The sequence below is a fragment of the Capnocytophaga sp. oral taxon 878 genome (assembly GCF_002999135.1).
Taxonomy (GTDB): domain Bacteria; phylum Bacteroidota; class Bacteroidia; order Flavobacteriales; family Flavobacteriaceae; genus Capnocytophaga.
In genome coordinates, this window is the sequence record NZ_CP027229.1 from 2832443 (window position 1) to 2849743 (window position 17301).

The 17301-nt window shown below is 39.2% G+C and carries 22 protein-coding genes and 1 tRNA gene; 13 read left to right on the forward strand and 10 right to left on the reverse strand.

The features are described 5' to 3' along the window. Nucleotides 1–9: 9 nt before the first annotated feature. The 10 genes from C4H12_RS12950 to C4H12_RS12995 form a co-directional block, all read right to left on the reverse strand. Nucleotides 10–2115: a glycoside hydrolase family 97 protein gene (locus tag C4H12_RS12950; protein WP_106099275.1), complete on the reverse strand. Its 2106-nt coding sequence runs from the start codon at nt 2113–2115 to the stop codon at nt 10–12. A gap of 39 nt (nt 2116–2154) precedes the next feature. Continuing rightward, on the reverse strand, nt 2155–2565 hold the full coding sequence (gene ruvX / locus C4H12_RS12955; RefSeq protein ID WP_106099276.1) for a Holliday junction resolvase RuvX: 411 nt from the start codon (nt 2563–2565) through the stop codon (nt 2155–2157). A 180-nt stretch (nt 2566–2745) separates the two neighbouring features. Next, complete coding sequence (locus C4H12_RS12960) at nt 2746–3225, reverse strand: hypothetical protein (protein ID WP_129588238.1); 480 nt, start codon at nt 3223–3225, stop codon at nt 2746–2748. 8 nt (nt 3226–3233) lie between these two features. Then, a complete protein-coding gene (locus C4H12_RS12965; RefSeq protein WP_106099278.1) occupies nt 3234–4028 on the reverse strand; it encodes a M48 family metallopeptidase in 795 nt (264 codons plus the stop codon). After that, complete coding sequence (locus C4H12_RS12970; RefSeq protein WP_106099279.1) at nt 4025–4456, reverse strand: hypothetical protein; 432 nt, start codon at nt 4454–4456, stop codon at nt 4025–4027. The genes C4H12_RS12965 and C4H12_RS12970 overlap by 4 nt, the downstream gene beginning before the upstream one ends. Then, nucleotides 4453–4860: a DUF2752 domain-containing protein gene (locus C4H12_RS12975; protein ID WP_106099280.1), complete on the reverse strand. Its 408-nt coding sequence runs from the start codon at nt 4858–4860 to the stop codon at nt 4453–4455. The genes C4H12_RS12970 and C4H12_RS12975 overlap by 4 nt, the downstream gene beginning before the upstream one ends. Next, nucleotides 4861–5199, reverse strand: a complete 339-nt coding sequence (locus C4H12_RS12980; protein ID WP_106099281.1) for a TM2 domain-containing protein — start codon at nt 5197–5199, stop codon at nt 4861–4863. It lies immediately after the preceding gene. Nucleotides 5200–5212: 13 nt separating this feature from the next. Then, on the reverse strand, nt 5213–5614 hold the full coding sequence (locus tag C4H12_RS12985) for a hypothetical protein (protein WP_106099282.1): 402 nt from the start codon (nt 5612–5614) through the stop codon (nt 5213–5215). Continuing rightward, entirely contained in the window at nt 5604–5768 is a 165-nt protein-coding gene (locus tag C4H12_RS12990; protein ID WP_371514466.1) for an AtpZ/AtpI family protein, read from the reverse strand. Before C4H12_RS12990 ends, C4H12_RS12985 begins: the two co-directional genes overlap by 11 nt. A 31-nt stretch (nt 5769–5799) precedes the next feature. Continuing rightward, a complete protein-coding gene (locus C4H12_RS12995; protein WP_106099284.1) occupies nt 5800–6234 on the reverse strand; it encodes a polymer-forming cytoskeletal protein in 435 nt (144 codons plus the stop codon). 653 nt (nt 6235–6887) lie between these two features. Between C4H12_RS12995 and C4H12_RS13000 the strand changes: the two genes are divergently transcribed. The 13 genes from C4H12_RS13000 (at nt 6888) to C4H12_RS13060 (ending at nt 17263) form a co-directional block, all read left to right on the forward strand. Then, nucleotides 6888–6959, forward strand: a tRNA-Arg gene (locus C4H12_RS13000). A 24-nt stretch (nt 6960–6983) separates the two neighbouring features. After that, entirely contained in the window at nt 6984–8264 is a 1281-nt protein-coding gene (locus tag C4H12_RS13005; protein WP_106099285.1) for an SPOR domain-containing protein, read from the forward strand. Between the two features lie 81 nt (nt 8265–8345). Next, the gene (locus C4H12_RS13010) at nt 8346–8996 is read left to right on the forward strand and encodes a metal-dependent transcriptional regulator (protein ID WP_106099286.1); all 651 of its coding nucleotides are present in this window, start codon (nt 8346–8348) and stop codon (nt 8994–8996) included. A 3-nt stretch (nt 8997–8999) separates the two neighbouring features. Next, on the forward strand, nt 9000–9779 hold the full coding sequence (locus tag C4H12_RS13015; protein ID WP_106099287.1) for a DUF3298 and DUF4163 domain-containing protein: 780 nt from the start codon (nt 9000–9002) through the stop codon (nt 9777–9779). A gap of 11 nt (nt 9780–9790) precedes the next feature. After that, nucleotides 9791–10495 (forward strand): phosphoadenylyl-sulfate reductase, encoded by a 705-nt coding sequence (locus tag C4H12_RS13020; RefSeq protein ID WP_106099288.1) that lies wholly within the window; start codon nt 9791–9793, stop codon nt 10493–10495. A 53-nt stretch (nt 10496–10548) separates the two neighbouring features. After that, nucleotides 10549–11169 (forward strand): hypothetical protein, encoded by a 621-nt coding sequence (locus C4H12_RS13025; RefSeq protein WP_106099289.1) that lies wholly within the window; start codon nt 10549–10551, stop codon nt 11167–11169. Nucleotides 11170–11208: 39 nt separating this feature from the next. Continuing rightward, a complete protein-coding gene (gene sppA, locus C4H12_RS13030) occupies nt 11209–12981 on the forward strand; it encodes a signal peptide peptidase SppA (RefSeq protein WP_106099290.1) in 1773 nt (590 codons plus the stop codon). Between the two features lie 98 nt (nt 12982–13079). After that, a complete protein-coding gene (locus C4H12_RS13035; protein ID WP_106099291.1) occupies nt 13080–13277 on the forward strand; it encodes a hypothetical protein in 198 nt (65 codons plus the stop codon). 85 nt (nt 13278–13362) lie between these two features. After that, the gene (locus C4H12_RS13040; RefSeq protein ID WP_106099292.1) at nt 13363–14307 is read left to right on the forward strand and encodes an SIMPL domain-containing protein; all 945 of its coding nucleotides are present in this window, start codon (nt 13363–13365) and stop codon (nt 14305–14307) included. A gap of 15 nt (nt 14308–14322) precedes the next feature. Further along, on the forward strand, nt 14323–15135 hold the full coding sequence (locus C4H12_RS13045; RefSeq protein ID WP_106099293.1) for an RNA methyltransferase: 813 nt from the start codon (nt 14323–14325) through the stop codon (nt 15133–15135). Between the two features lie 116 nt (nt 15136–15251). Continuing rightward, nucleotides 15252–15572, forward strand: coding sequence for a hypothetical protein (locus tag C4H12_RS13050; protein ID WP_106099294.1), 321 nt, complete (start codon nt 15252–15254; stop codon nt 15570–15572). Between the two features lie 320 nt (nt 15573–15892). Further along, nucleotides 15893–16597 carry a hypothetical protein gene (locus C4H12_RS13055; RefSeq protein WP_106099295.1) on the forward strand — a complete coding sequence of 235 codons (705 nt, stop codon included), beginning with the start codon at nt 15893–15895 and terminating at the stop codon, nt 16595–16597. A 108-nt stretch (nt 16598–16705) separates the two neighbouring features. After that, on the forward strand, nt 16706–17263 hold the full coding sequence (locus C4H12_RS13060; RefSeq protein ID WP_217352117.1) for an RNA 2'-phosphotransferase: 558 nt from the start codon (nt 16706–16708) through the stop codon (nt 17261–17263). Nucleotides 17264–17301: the final 38 nt, after the last annotated feature.

The window sequence follows — 17301 nt, forward strand, 5'->3', positions numbered from 1 at the left end:
TTTTTTGTTTTACTTTTTAATAGATATTGCTAGCCCTCCGCTACAAGCAAGGCGTTGTTTGAGCTTCGTATTGTGAGTTACTTTTATCTTCTTAATGTTGTAACTCTTAGGGTTTGTACGCCAGTCGGCATTTTTACCATCGGTGTAAAGGGTTGCTATGAAGGTCTCTCCTTTTGGCAGAAAACTAAAGTCTATTACAGCATCACGGGCGTTCTCATCGGTAATAGCCCCTACATACCATTCATCCTTGCCTTTGGCTTTGCGTGCAATACTGATATAATCTCCGGGTTCAGCTTCTAAAATGTATGTATCATCCCAGTCGGCAGGTACATCTTTTATAAACTGAAAAGCATCCAAGTGCTTCTCATAATTCTCAGGCAAATCGGCAGCCATTTGTAACGGACTGTACATAGTTACATACAAAGCTAATTGCTTCACAAGGGTAGTGCTTAGTTTGGCTTTATTATTCCCGTATTTGCTTAGGTCGCCTTCAAATATGCCAGGGGTGTAATCCATAGCGCCTCCCATTAATCGGGTGAAAGGGAGTATGGTAGTATGTTCGGGTTTATTACCGTTGAAAGATTCAAACTCAGTTCCGCGTGCACTTTCTTGTGCTACCCAGTTAGGGTAGGTTCTGCTCATACCAGTGGGGCGTACTGCTTCGTGAGCATTTACCATTATGCGATAGTCTGCTGCAGTTTTGGCTACATAGTTATAGTGGTTCACCATCCATTGCCCATCATGGTATTCACTACGCGGGATAATAGGCCCTACATAGCCTGTTTTCACGGCGTCATAACCATTGGCGTTCATAAAGCGAAAAGCCTCGTACAGCTGTCGCTCATAATCTATTACCGATGAGGTAGTTTCGTGGTGCATAATGAGCTTTATCCCTTTGCCAGCAGCATACCGATGTAGTTCCTGTACATCGAAATCGGGGTAGGCTTTTGTGAAGCTGTAAATACGTTCTTTGTCATAAGCGTAATTATCTTCCCAGCCTTCATTCCAGCCTTCAACTAATACGGCATCAAAACCGTGTTTTGCGGCAAAATCGATATAATGTTTCACGTGCTGGGTGTTTGCCCCGTGGTGCCCATTAGGTTGCAGCTTTTTATAGTCGGTAACGCCAATAGTAATATCGCGCTCATCGGTATATGCCCAAGTACTACCGCCCCCGATAAAATACTCCCACCATACGCCTATGTACTTGGTAGGGTGGATAAATGAAGTATCGGCTATTTTGCAAGGTTCGTTAAGGTTTAGTATGAGGTTAGACGCCAATATATCACGGGCATCATCACTTACCACTACAGTGCGCCAAGGGCTTACGCTACCGGTTTGTATGTAGCCCTTCACTCCGTTTTTATCGGGTACCAAATGGGCTGTAAGCTTATGCTGCTTTCCATCGACATTTAGCATTAGAGCTGCAAAATTGACCAAGGCAGCCTCGTGCAGATTGATGTATAAGCCATCAGTTGATTTTAGCATTAGGGGTGTTTGTACTGCAATGGCAGGTGCAGGTGCTTTGGCAGCTAAAGGCTCTTCACGTACTTTATCTATAAGCCCAGCTATCTCACTAATTGGCGAAGTGGTTATGGGGAACTCATTGGTATCATAATCGGCTGGTATCCAAAAAGCTTTATGATCGGCGGGGAGCTGGAAAGCTGTGAGTTCTTCCTGAATCCTGAAATGCCTAAAGTTGGGTTGTAGAGGGAATTCATACCTAAACCCTAAGCCATCATCAAAGACCCGAAAGCGCAAATGCAACTGCCTCCCGCTTCCTTTTTGGGTGAGTTGTATTAGCATTTCGTTATGATGGTCACGTATTTCTTTATACTGCCCCAATACGGGTTGCCAAACTGTGTTGTTTTGGGCAAATTGTACATTGGTTACTTCAAAATTACTGCCAAATGAGTCATTCTGGTTAATTGTAAAACCCATAGCACTTTCGGCTATTACTGTTTTGCCCTTGTATGTAAGGGCATAGGTAGGGATGCCGTTGCTATCGGTTTTGAAAACTAATTTCAACTTGCCATTGGGTGATAAAACCTCTTGTGCTGCGAGGCTATACACGCAGCATAACATCGATATAATTGTAGTAATGAATCTTTTCATTGGTTGTGTTTTTATTCTTCTAATCATCTTGTTTGCCTCTTACTTCCTACCGGATAAAAACTCTTGTAGTATGATAGTAGCGCTTATTTCATCAATAAGGGCTTTGTTTTGGCGTTGTTTCTTTTTGAGTCCGCTATCAATCATTGCTTTGAAAGCCAGTTTGGATGTAAAACGCTCGTCATAGCGGTGAATGGGAATAGTAGGGAATGCTTCTTGGAGCTTTTGAATGAACTTCTGTATCTGTACTTCTACATCGGAAGCCTCATTGTTCATTCGTTTGGGTTCTCCTATTACAAAAGCCTCGATGGGCTCGGTAGCTGTGTATTTTTGTAGAAAAGGGAGCAGCTCGGGAGTGTTCACAGTGCAGAGCCCTGATGCAATAATTTGGAGAGGGTCGGTAACGGCTATGCCTGTGCGCTTGGTGCCATAATCGATAGCAATGATTCTCATAAAATAGCAAATTTAACAGTGCAATATTACGGCATTTTTTTGAGGCTACCTAATGTTTTGCCAAAAATATTTATCTTTTGCCTTGGGTAATATCTCATAAAAAACGTTCCTGATATATTTAAAAACATATCAAGAACGGTATATTGCTGTTTTGCAAATTTCTTACTTTATACTTATGCCTTATCTGGCAGGCTTGTCTAAACTTTTATCGATGTAAATTCTGAAATGTCTGGAATTGCCAAAATCTATCTTTTTTCCGTTTACCACATAACTTTTAATAAAATAAAGTTCTATTTTTGATAGCATAGTGTAACAAATTTTGGTTTCTACTTCAATGTTTGAAATGTAGTACTCCAGCGTATTGTTTACTACCAGTTTGTAGGTTTGGTTAGGGCAAAGCCCTTTTCGGAGGACAATGTATAAGGAATTGGGATCGCTATGAGCGTCTCGGCTAAACACTGCAGCCTTACGCACTTTGTCCTTCTTGGGTCTGTTGGGGTTTAGGCTATCAATGGTGTATAGTTGTATCTTCTTTTTGTGGGTAGGTTCTTCCTCCCAAGATGTAATAAAAAGCTCATTTGTTACCACACAATTGGTAGTTTTGCAAGAGAATAGAGATAGCAAAATGACTAAGAAAAGCAGTCTTTTTATTGGCATCATAAGGTGTATTAGAAATCTTCTTTGAACTCTTTCCAGAGTTTATCTGAAATTACTTGTTCGTAATTACTTTTTTGGTTAATGCTTTTTAGGATATATTCTTTTCTGTCTTCAGAATAGGGGTGGGTACTTATCCACTTAAATGTTTCGGAGGTTGAGTTTTCGAGATTGCCTAAAAAAGAGGCGAAGGGCTTAGGGTCGATTTTAGCTTTTTGTAAGTATTGGAGCCCTATGAGGTCGGCTTCTTGTTCCATTTGCCTGCTAAAAGCTGATGATGATAGGATTCTGCCTAGTTCGCCTATTACTTTAAAATTAGAGCCACCGACAAGCACTTTAAATGTTACTCCTAATCCTATTTCGCGTTTTAGGGACTGCATTACGTGTCCTTTCTGGATATGAGCTAACTCATGAGCCATTACTCCGCAAAGGGCTTCGGGGCTATCGGTTTGTTCTATTAAGCCAGAGTAGATAATGAGTTGCCTATTGGGCAAGGCAAAGGCATTTACTTCACTATTTTCGAGAATATAGATATTTAAAGAGTTTTTATCTATGCCATTGGCTTTGCATACTTTGGCTGCTAAGCTATCGATTACTGCTACAGATAGGCTATCGGTAACCTGCTGGTTTTTGGCTAAAAAGTTATCGAGCATCATTTCGCCCCATTCGGTTTCGAGTTCTTTTATGAACTCACTATCCATAAGAGCGTTGACCCCTAAAATCTCCATCCAATTGACTTGGCGTAGTGAGAACCAGCTACCAAAGAGGATGGCGACTAATAAAAAACCACGTGTAATTACTTTGCTCATCTTTTTACTATTAAATCGGTTAAATCACCATAAAACCACCACGACAAGTGTACGCCTTTGCGGGTAGCCATAGCGCTATAGATGGTGCCTGCAAATTCTATAATATTGAAACTGATAGCCATTATGAGGTAGGCGAAATAATTATTGGAGGGCATATTACTACCAAAGCCAATAGATATTGTCCACCAGAAAGTGGTAGTATTAATGAAGAACAAGAATAGTTGGGATATAAAAGCCTGATGGCAGTGCCAGCGGACAAAGTAGGAGGCTTTGCGGTAGGCAAAGAGAAAGAATAGAGTGGCCAGAAGATTGATAAGAGGGATGGGCATTCCAGCCATTATAGCCACTACGGACATAAGGTAGCTATTGGAGGCGCGTTCCTTATCGCCTTCGGTAAGGGGGTGAGGTAATTGTTTATTTTCAATCATAATCCTTTAGCTATATTCCAAATCCAGTTTAGTAATATTAGGATGAAGAAGGGGATGTATACATAGGGGCGCTTGAAGATCTCTTCAAAGCGCAGGTATGCCTTGTGAAGTCCGTTTTTGCGGAAAATTACATCGGAGAGGAGCCATAGGGGCACCACTACCAGCAGAGCCAAGGCTAGTAACCCTAAGGGGTTGGTGTGGAGAGCCGTATGCCAGTCGGCAGCTAAAAGGGCGCTTACAGAGCGTGTTGTGCCACAGGAGGGGCAGGGGTAGCCTGTAACGTTTTTGATAGGGCATACCGTTATCTGTCTGCCTTGAGTATTGGTGTAGGTATCCATTAGTAACCAGCCCCAAGCGGCAAGGCAGAAGAGTGTAATGAAACGGTAGAAAGGTTTGGCTTTCAACTACTGTATAGAGAGGGCTAAAAGTTCGGCGTTTTTATCGCGAGCGGCATCGGTAATGATGAACCAATCGATTATTATCCAGATGCCTAACCCTCCGCAGGTGAGGAGTTTGGCTACCCCTAAACCTACATCGCCAATGAAAAAGCGATCGAGGCCTAAAGAACCTCCTAAGAAGGAAAATACTTGTGTGGTGAGGGTGTCTTTTAGCGGGCTTGCTAAGAGAGCATTCCAACGGCTATCGTCCAGAGATAGAAGTCGTTCACGGATTTGAGGAACTAATTCGGGTCGGAAGTTTTTAGCGTTTACTACCAAAAACATATCCACTTTTTGTGCGTCCATTATATTAAATGTATTAATCTTCTAATTTGTTATTTTTGAGTAATTGTATAGCAAATACAGCTTCTAAGCAGATGTACAAGAATGAGGGTATTATATTGAAAAAGGCTTCGTAAAAAGGTAAGGCTACTTTTGCTTTGGCTAGAGGGAGTATGGCTATAATTACTGTGATGAATCTAAAGAATATAGCCCACATAAAAGCGAAGGCGGTATAGCGATACGCCTTTCTGTTGGCTATATAAATGAGGGTGAGCATTAGGGCTGAGGTGCTTCCGTAATAGAGTGCTATTTGTGTAGCACTGTAATAGAGGACTAAGCCCTTGATAGCTAAAAAGTAGTAGGCACCCATATAAATGAGCATAGCGATAACAGCACACCACAGCAAAAAGGTGATATAAGTACGTGTGTTATGCTTCATCTTTGTTCATTTTCAAAGCTTTCCTGATGATAGTGTACAAAGCGGCGAATACCCCGAAAAGGGCACACCCTATGGTAAAGAGTGAGTGCTTATTGGGATATTGCTGATCCAGCCATACGCCCAAGTAAGTGCAGATGGCAATAGTGGCAGCCATTTGCAGTCCTGCTTGGGAAAAGTAAATCCAATTATTTAATTGCTTTTTCGTCGATTGGTTGTGCTTGAGGCTGTTTTTCATTTAAAAAGTTTTTGTTTCCTTTCATAGAGCAGGTAACATTGAACACGGCACCTGGTTCGATAGAAAGTTTATCAACATAAACCTCTCCTTCGATTACGGCGGTTGATTTCAGGCTAAGGATGCTGTTGATTTTGATAGTGCCTGTTACTTTACCTTCGATATCGGCATTTTCACAAGTTATGGTACCGCTTACTACGCCGGTGCGCCCTACTACGAGCTTACCTGTGGTTTGGAAAGTGCCTTCGACTTCGCCATCGATACGGAAATCGGATTTAGAAATAATATCGCCTTTAAATTTGGTTTCAGCAACGATGCGGTTGCTACTTCCTGAAGTGTTATCTACTGCCATAGTTTTTTTATTATCTCTTTCTTTGTTGTTAAACATATAATTTAGGGGGTATGAATGCAATTTTGTTGCCCCAAAGGTACAATATTTTTTTTGTTGCCACAAGTTTTTCGCTCTTTTTTTTGGAAAATATTTCTTAACTCATTGTTTTTCAGAGTGTAGTAGGGGGGTAGGGGGTAGGAGTTAGGGGATAGGAGATAGGGGGTTGAGAAAAATAGGCAGAAAATGGGAAAAGAGTGAGAAAAATGTAAGAATTGGGGGATTTTGTTGCGAATTTGGCAAAGTGAAAGATTAGGTATTTAGTAGCTGATTATCAGGTAGCTAAGGCTTATACTTCGTTTATAGTTCGTTTATCCTTCGTTATAGGTTCGTTTGAAGTAGGTAAAAGATAAGAGATAGGGGGTAAGAGGGTGGGGATGGAATGGGTTGATTATCAGGAGAAAGGGGTTAGGAGATAGGGGATAGTGTGGGGGGAGGTGATTTTTGCATTATTCGCAATGAAATGGAAAATAAGATGAGAAAAATTGAAAGGAGGAAGAGGGTAGAGGGGTGGTTTTTGTATTGCCTTAGGATTGTTTTACGATGGGTGAAATAGGCTGACTGATAGATGTTCCTTAAAATGTGGCTTCTAAAACCTAAAAAAAATTTTGCTACTTTCAAAAAAAGTCGTATCTTTGCCAAAAATTTACTTCGGTCTTGTAGTTCAACGGATAGAATAGAAGTTTCCTAAACTTTAGATCCAAGTTCGATTCTTGGCAGGACCACTCTTAACTAATTGAAAAGATTTTATGAAAGATTTAAATGTTTATATAGAAGACTTGCTCTATAAGCACCCTTGTGTTATTATACCTAAGTTTGGAGCATTTATTTCTAACCGGAAATCAGCCAAAATGAGAGATGACAAGACGTTTATGCCTCCTAAGCGGGAGCTTACGTTTAACCCGAGCCTAAATCAAAATGATGGCTTGCTAATAAAATATGTATCTGAACAAACAGGCATCACTTACAACTTGGTTGAAGATTATGTAAACCTTGTGGTAGAAGGGTGGAAGAATATCCTGCAACAGAACAGGCCTCTGACATTTGAAAGGGTAGGGACTTTCACTCTGACTCCTGAAAAGCGCATAACCTTTGCCCCAGAAGAAGATGTCAATTACTTAACTGATTCATTTGGTATGACACCCTTTATCCCTCACGAAGTACCAGGTTCTGATCTTAAGATAGCAGAGAACCAAATTAAACCAACCCTTAATGAACCTGTATTGCCGCCTGAAGAGGAGCTGGTGACTACTATTGAGAGTCCTATTACACAGATAGCGCCTCCTGCAGTTACGGCACCTAATGGCAATAAGAAGAAGAAAAGTGAAAAGCCATCGGGCGAAAGCAAAGTAGTACGCTTGAAGCCTTATATTAAATACTCGGCAGTGGCTGCGGTAGGTTTGGTTATTTTGGCTTATGGGGCTTATCTTTTCTTTAGTGAAAAGGTAGTGAATGAAGATGCTAATGGCGCTCAGTTTGCGGTTACTGATAGCCTTGTGCAAGATAGGCTAAACCAAAAGCTTAGTGAAGCGGCTGTATTTACTCCGCCTATTAGTATGCCGGTAGTAGCTATGCCTGTAGAAAAGGTAACTCCTAAGCCAGGGGCGAAGCCTTCTAACAATCAGGCTACCAATAGTACTAATAGCACTGCTGCAACTACTACCAATAGCGCTGCTACAACAGGGCAAAGTACTACAGTAGCACAGCCTAGCAGCAAGCCTGCTACAAGTGCTAGTGCAGGAGCCTCATCGGCTACTGGTACTAAAATGACTAATAGTGCCTTGGCAGCTAAAAAGTATCAGGTAATAGCAGGAGCCTTCCGTGAAGAGAAAAACGCACAAAAAAGAGTGCAGGAACTTCAGAAATTAGGTTATAAAAACGCTTTTGTTTTAGGAACGAATGCCAAAGGACTATACCAAGTAAGTTACGGTGGTTATGACAGTATGGACGAGGCTAAACTATTGCAGAAAGAGATTAAAGAATCCAAAGAAGAGAAGAACCTTGAAGGAGGCTGGATACTGACACACTAATATGATAATAAATTAACATTAAACCACGAATAAACCGCTGTAAAAGGCGGTTTTTCATATTAAGAAATCCTTAAAAATACAATGACCCTATCGGAAGAAAATTACTTAAAAGCTATCTTTCACCTCTTTAATGAAAATAATGAAGAGGTATCGACCAATGCTATAGCTGAGGCTATGGCAACTAAAGCCTCATCGGTTACTGATATGCTTAAAAAGTTGGCTGATAAGAAGCTGATTAACTACAGGAAGTACCAAGGAGTAACCCTTACCCCTAAAGGCAGACAAAAAGCAATAGCTATAGTGCGGAAACACCGTCTGTGGGAAGTGTTTTTGGTAGAAAAGCTTCATTTTTCATGGGATGAAGTGCATGAGATAGCGGAGGAATTAGAACACATACAATCGGACAAGCTTATAGAACGCCTTGATAAGTTTTTGGGTTACCCAGAGAAAGACCCTCATGGGGATCCGATTCCTAATAAGGAAGGGGTTATTGAGAACAGTATTAAGATCCTGCTTAGTGATCTTAATGAAGGAGATAAAGGAGTATGTGCAGCTGTAAAGAATACCTCTAAGGAGTTTTTGGTGTATCTGAATAAAATGCATATAGCCTTGGGCAATGAAATAGAGGTTATAAGCAAAGAACCTTTTGATAACTCAATGCAAATATTGGTTAGTGGTAAAGAAGTGAACCTCTCGGCTATGGTATGCCGGAATATATATATAAATGGTTAGAATATGAAAAAGAATACTAAAAATAAAATAGCCCTTATCTTGGGTATAGTTTCTCTTGTAATAAGTGGATGGCTTATTTACCGTTATTTTTATGAGTTGCGTTTTGAAGAGAAAACTATAGAACTCACTACCGAAGGCTGTGAAGAAAACTGCTTGAATATTAACTTAAATTACTTGCGCTGCAAAGGAGGTAGTAACTTTGCTAAAAATTTTAATGCCGAGATTGAAAGCCAAGTAGCAAACTTTTTGTTAAGCAATGAAGATACCTTACAGGTAGATGATATCAGTATAGAAAAAGCGTTGGAAACTTTTATGACTGACTATAATACAATACACGAGCATTTTCCTGATATTCCTGCTTATGAACTCACCCTTAGTGATAGCATTATGTGGAAAAACGAGAAGATGCTTACCCTTGTATCTAATCGGTACTCTTTTACCGGAGGTGCACAACCTGTAATAACTAAAGTATTTACGCACTTTGCACTGAACGATGGTTCGGTTATTACGAATGAAAACCTTTTTACTGACGAGAAAAAGGTAGCTGAAATAGCTGAGAAATACGTTAGGGAAGCACAAAAACAATCGACTATTGAGACCCTTAATGATAAAGGCTTTTGGTTTGAAGATAACCAATTCTGCCTTCCTAAAAACATAGGGGTAGCTGCCGATGGGCTTATCCTCTTTTACGAGCCTTTTGAGATAGCATCGTATATGAATGCTCCTTTTGAGGTAAAAATACCAATGAACGAAATAAGTGCCTATTTGGCATTTAAAAAATAATCAGTATTAGAATGAGAGAACAATTAAATACTCTTTATAAGGAGCTTATACATAAAAATGAGGTAGAAGGCTTAGCCTTTTTGGCAGAACAGTTTCCTAATGAAATAGTGTTCTCTACCAGTTTTGGATTAGAAGACCAAGCTATTACGCACCTCATTTTGGACAATAAACTTCCTATTAGTATTTTCACACTGGATACTGGTAGGCTTTTTAATGAAACCTACTCGGTGTGGGAGAGTACTAATGAGCGTTATAACACCTTTATCACTCCTTATTACCCTGAAACTAAGCGTATAGAAAAATATGTTGAAACTAATGGGCCATTGTCTTTTTACCGTTCGGTAGAACTGCGCAAGGAGTGTTGCCATATACGCAAAGTAGAGCCCCTAACAAGGGCACTTAAAGGTAAAAAAGTATGGATAACAGGCTTGCGAGCAGACCAAAGTAATGCACGTAAAGACCTTCCTATACTAGAGTGGGACGATACCTACCAACTATTTAAGTACAACCCTCTGCTACATTGGACGCTTGCAGATACTCAAGCCTTTATTAAAGCTCATAACATTCCTTATAATGTTCTTCATGATAAAGGTTTTGTGAGTATAGGTTGCGCTCCTTGTACCCGTGCTATTAAAGAAGGGGAAGACTTTCGGGCTGGACGCTGGTGGTGGGAAAGCAACAGCAAAAAAGAATGCGGCTTACACGAACATAAATAGGCTGCCTATTGATAAATAATAACAAAGAAAATAAACTTTAAAATAACAATAACATGAAAAAAACACTTTACACAGCCCTTATGGGCGTATTCGCTCTGTTAGCTTTTACAGCTTGCTCAAAATCTGATGATGATACTTCTAAGTATGAAAACTTACCTAATGAGGTTAAATCTATTGTATCTTTTGATGTGCTGAAAAAGTTGGAAGCTAGTGGTATGGTAATTAATTTAGGAACCACTCCGCCTAATATTGAGGGGAGTTATTCGGTAGCACCTTTTGAATTGGAATTTACTGATGTGCCAGATCCTGTATATGTGCCAGGTTATGTAATTACAGGTTATCAGTACCGTTTTTATGATCAAAAAGGTGTAAATGTAAAAACTGATTACGAAAATAAAGATATCTTTGCTCAAGAAAAAGCTCTTGGTAAAGGTACTATTATTTCGGGCTCAGGTAATAAGTTTACTGTTTTTATGGAGGTAGATGGGGAACATATAGGTGAAGCTACTTATAAAAATTTGGCTCTTCTTTCGGGCGAAGTAACACCTCAAGGTATTAAGAACTTTAAATACGGGTTCTATATGATGCAAAAGGATGATCCATACGAAAAACTGATGCCTGTTGGAGCTACTCGTATTTGGTTTGATAATGATTTTCTTTCGGAAAGATTATAACCATTTGTTTGCCTTGCTAACCTCTTAATTTTAATACACATGAATTTTCCTAAGACACTTTTAGCAACTATTCTTGGATTTTTTATCTCAATGGGGATATGTTTCATCATCTTCCTTATCTTTATTTCTGTAATGGTGAGCTCATTAATGACCTCGACTAAAGGAGATGAGATAGTGGTGAATAACAATTCGGTATTGGAACTCTCCTTTTCTGAACCACTTGTTGATTATGGTGAGCGTATCAATTTTAAAGATTTTGATTACACATCAGAATCATTTAATGGTTTGAATACAACTCTTAAAGCTATTGAAAAAGCTAAAACTGACAGCCATATAAAAGGTATTTACCTGAAAAGTACAGGTAATATAGGAGGCTTGGCTTTTGCTCAAGAGCTTCGTAATGCTTTAGATGATTTTAAGACCTCGGGTAAATTTGTCTTAGCCTATAATGACGATATTTCTCAGTTAGACTATTACTTACAAAGTGTAGCTGACAAGGTGTATATGAGTCCGCTTGGAAGCCTTAGCTTGCGAGGGCTGTCTTCTGAAGTACTTTTCTTTAAAGGCTTACAAGAAAAAACAGGTGTGCAAATGGAGGTTATTAGGCACGGCAAATACAAAAGCGCTGTAGAGCCTTTCTTAGACAATAAAATGAGTGATAGCAACCGCCTTCAAACTACGGAACTGCTAAATAGTATGTGGAGTATTATTGCGACTGATATATCTCAAAGTCGTAATATACCTCTTGATAAATTCAATGAAATTGTTACTAACCTAAATGGACGTACTGCTGAGCTAGCTAAGGAAAATGGCTTGATAGATGATATCCTATTCCGTGATGAGTTTGAACAAATTATTTGTGATAAGGTAGGTGTAGGTACAGTTGATGAGGTTGATTTTATTAATATAGAAGACTATGCTGAGGCAGTATTGAAAAAATATACCAGCAAGCAATCTAAAAATAAGATAGCAGTTATCTATGCTGAAGGAGATATTGTACAAGGCGAAGGTAGAGCAGAAGTAATAGGTAATGAAACTATTATAAGAGCCTTGCGCAAAGCTGCAGATAATGATGATGTAAAAGCTATTGTTCTTAGGGTAAACTCACCAGGAGGAGATGCTCTTGCTTCTGAACTAATGCACCGTGAAATTGAGGTAACCAAAAGGAAGAAAAAAGTGTATGTATCGATGGGTAACTATGCTGCTTCTGGAGGTTATTATATGGCTTGCAATGCTGACCGTATTTTTGCACAAGCAGGGACTATTACAGGTTCTATAGGTGTATTTGGTGTAGTGCCCAATGTAAGCACACTTGCCAATAACTGGGGAATTACTGCAGAAACAGTAAGTACTCACCCTAAAGCACAATGGTATAGCATATACCAAAAACCTACTGACCAGTTTAAAAAAGAGGTAACCGAATCGGTAGAGCAAGTGTATAAAGTATTTTTAGACCGAGTAGCTGAAGGGCGCGGCAAAACCCCAGCGCAAATTGATTCGGTAGCGCAAGGTAGGGTTTGGAGTGGTAAACAAGCTCTTGCCATTGGCTTGGTGGATGAATTAGGCTCTCTTAATGATGCTATAGCTTATGCTGCCAAAGATAACGGTTTAAGCGATTATCGTACTGTGTCATACCCTGTGTTTGAAATGGATTTTAAAGAGATATTTCAGCGATTTGGTATGAACTTGCAGCAAAAAGCTTTCCGCCAGCAGATAGGGACAGAGGCTTATGGTCTTTATCAAAAGATACAACACATAGCCCAACAACGTGGTGTGCAAGCTCGTTTGGAATACGATTTGAAAATCAAGTAGCTACGAACTTTAACACAATATTAACATCCAAATATTTGCTTATATTGTTTTGAATACGTACATTTGTGTCGTAAAGAATAACATAAACCTATTTTATTATGAAACGAGCAATGTTTGAATACACTAAGATGATTTTATCAAAGGTAAGCTTTGACCCAAACTTGTTTTGTAAAGAGCTAAAGAAAGGTATTAACCGCCTTTTGCCTTACGAAGTAGAAGAATTAAAAGTTTGGCTTGATGCCTATACCAAAAATAAGCCCGAACTTAACCAGTGTTTGGTGCTTATGGATAAATAAGAAACAAGGCCGCCTACTATTACCATAGGCGGCCTTTTTTGTTTTTTTATTTTAAATAGTAACTAATTTCAAATTATATATCAAAATGAAAAAAAACTTTTTAATTGTTATTTTTGCTATAACTACGTTCTCTTTTGCTCAAGTTTCGGGGAATGTTAATTATCAAGATAAAAAACTTATGAAAGGCCTAACCAATAGTTCGGTTGATTTTCCTATTAACTATGAGATGCTTATAGGAGCTAAAGGGCTTGCTAATATAAAAGCTGATGCTTTTGTGGCAATATTCAGTATAGTGCAAGTAGGTAAAACTGCGGAAGAAGCTACCCAGTTAATGAATCAGCGGATTACTCCAGCTATAGCAGCACTTAAGGCTAAAAACTTTGAAACCTTTACTGATATGATATCTTTTGTGCCTATGTACGAATATGAGGCTGAAAAGAAGCTATTTAGCAAGCGTACTTATAATGAGTTGCCCATAGGCTTTGAGCTAAAGCAGAACTTGCATATCAAAATTAAAGAGGCATCAGAGCTTAATGAGATTGTGCTGCTACTATCCAATAATGAGATTTACGACCTTGTGCGAATGGATTACTATGCTAGTAACCTTGAGGCTGTGAAGAAAGAACTAAAAGAGAAAGTGAGAGCTGCTTTTTCTGAAAAGGTTAAACTTTATGAGACTACTCTTGCTGAGAGTTTTGCTTCTGCTGAAAAGAAACTTGCTGATGGTTTCACAATAACTGCTCCTGCGGATCAGTACCTTACTTATGAAGCTTATAGTAGCAGCCAGTTGCAAGGCAAGCGCTCTGGTAATGTAATACAAGCTAACAAATCGACTACACAGTATTTTAGCCCTATAGCTGATAAAGATTTTGATGTAGTGTTACATCCTGTTATTATAGAGCCTGTAATACAAGTGGTTTATGAAATTAAAATGAGCATTAATCGCACTAATAATACCAATAAAAATAAAGAGTACTTACTGCTTAGCCCTTCGGGTGATATTAAAAAAATTAATCTTCCTACCCCCTAATGCTACCGCTAATAAATGAAAGAAATTACTAGTACACAAAATCCTCTTATTAAAAAAATTGCTCTTCTTACTGAAAAATCACGTGAACGCAAAAAACAATCTCTTGGTGTAGTGGAAGGAGCACGTGAAATACGCATTGCCCTACAAGGGGGGTATACTGTAACAACTCTGTTATATTATCCTGATATATTTACAGAGAAACAACTTAAAGAACTTCTGAACTACACACATCAGACTCCTGAAGTAATAGCACTATCAAAGGAAGTGTATGAGAAGCTGACTTATCGGACTTCAACTGAAGGGGTAATAGCTCTTGTTCAAACCAAAACGCACACGCTGCAAGATCTTACATTTGCAAATGAGTGTCCGTTGGTGTTAGTGGCTGAAGCTCCTGAGAAACCAGGTAATATAGGCGCTCTTCTTCGTACTGCTGATGCAGCCCATATTGATGCTGTAATTATTGCCAACCCAAAAACAGACCTCTATAATCCGAATATAGTGCGCTCCAGTGTGGGGTGTGTGTTCACGGTGCCTATTGCTACAGGTACTACTGATGAGGTGTTGTCGTTTCTGAAAGAAAGAAATATTAATATTTATTGTGCGGCTCTTACGGCATCAAAACCTTATTATGAGGTGCCTTTTCACCAGCCAAGCGCCATAGTAGTAGGTACGGAAGATGAAGGGCTAACGGAGCAGTGGTTGCGCCATAGTACCCAGAATATTATTATCCCTATGGAGGGTGTAATTGACTCAATGAACGTATCGGTAGCGGCAGCTGTAATTATTTTTGAGGCAAAAAGAATGAGATTAATGGCTAAGTGTATTTAATAATGCTTCTGCTATGAAAAAGGCTACTAAATGAGTTGGGCAAATTAGTAATATACAAGCACATTTTAAAGAGTATGTAATGCAAAGGGGATTGGCTTGGTGTGATATAGTTATTAATGAAAGACTTTCTAAAAGGCATAAAACTACTGTTAGGTTCGGGGTATAAGAATAATAGGGCTAATGATAGGCATATAGAATTTATGAATAGCAGATTAAAGAATATTGCTTTTGTAAATATGTTACTATGTGTTATACTGATAGTAATAATTAATGTTTTGGCCAGCCATAATGCATTGGGTATTTTGGTAAATATAGTTCTTGTTCCTTTATTTATAATTGCATTATTAACTCTTTTGGTGATGGATAAAAATCCTAAAATAAGTATAGTGGTAATAACTGCTATAAATATTTATTTGGTATATTTACTTCTGAAATAACTACTTTATAAACTTCTGTGTTTTTTTTTACTAATAGTGTGGGTTTGATTTCTTGGGCTGCTTGGTTGGAGACTGGTTTTATTTGTATTAAATTGGTTATTGTAAAGAATTTTCTGTAACTTTGCGGCTTGATACTATAGGGATAGATATTTAGTTAAACTTTTTACTTTTAAGATGAAAAGTTACTAAATCTGTCCTTTTTTTGTATGTAAAAAGTAATATTTGATGTGTGGGACTTGTATTTTTTTAGTCTGCAAATATTGAAGAATAATGTGCAAATTGTGTAAAATGATTGAAAAACATTCAAGATAAATAGCAAAATGAAACAGTTTTTATTACTTCTGGGGTTGGTTACAGCCCCTATATGGGCGCAGGAGACGAAAACCATACACGTATTGGTAGCCCTTTGCGATAATAAATATCAAGGCATAGTGCCTGTGCCTAAGGGGATAGGCAATGGACAGGATGCTGATAGCAACCTTTATTGGGGTTGTGGTTATGGGGTGCGGACTTACTTTAAACGCAGTGGGGAGTGGAAGTTTGTAAAATCGGAAAAACCTTATAGTGATATTATTTTGGAGCGGATAACTTTTAAGCACGCTACTAAGAACTATACGCTTATAGCTGATGCTTATGATGGCAAATACATCAGGACTTGTACAGAGAACTTCTTGAAAAATGCTGCTGCTGGTGATGCTGATTTGGTGGCTTATGTAGGACACGATGGGCTGATGGATTTTCGGCTTGATACGGCTTATAAAAACACTGATGACAAGACGCGTGATGTGATTATATTGGCGTGCTATAGCAAGCATTTTTTTGAGCCTTATTTGGAACACGCAAAGGTGAATCCGTTAGTTTGGACTTCGGGGCTAATGGCTGCAGAGGCTTATACCCTTCACGATGCGCTTACGAGCTATGTGAATGGGGAGAGTGCTGAGCAAATACGTGCGCGTGCGGCTAAGGCTTATGCTAAATACCAAAAATGTGGTGAGAAGGCGGCGAGGAACTTGTTTTGTAAGTAGGTATTGTGTTTTGCAAGAAAAATCGGCTGAAAAGGAACGGCTCATCTGCTTTTTGGCTGAGGTAAGGAAAATGATATATCAAAAAAAATACTTTTACGGCGTATAAATATGATTGAGAAATATAAAAAAGAGAGTAAGTTCCTGAGTTTGGTGTTGCGACACCACCCTGAGGCTATAGGTATTACCCTCGACAAGCACGGTTGGGCTGAGGTGGGTACGCTTATTAAGAATATGAAGCGCAAATTTCCTGTATTCAGCCTTAAAATGTTGGAAGAAATAGTGGCTACTGATGGCAAACAGCGGTATGCTTTTGGTGAGGATGGAGCAAAGATACGCGCCAACCAAGGGCATTCACTTGCTGTGGAATTGGAATTATTACCTCAAACGCCTCCTGAATGTTTGTATCACGGGACGGCTAACAGGTTTGTAGAGAGTATTCTTAAAACGGGGATACTGAAGCAAACGCGCCAGTATGTACACCTTAGTGCGGCTATAGAAACGGCTATTAAAGTGGGGAGCCGGCATGGTAAGCCTGTAATTTTAAAGGTAGATACGGCAAGAATGCACGAGCAGGGGTATACCTTTTACCTGTCGGCTAATGGGGTGTGGCTTACGGATAAAGTGCCGCCGAAGTTCTTGGAGGTGGTAGGAGAGGATAGGGGATAGGGGGGAGGAGATAGGAGATAGGGAGGAGTTAGGGAATA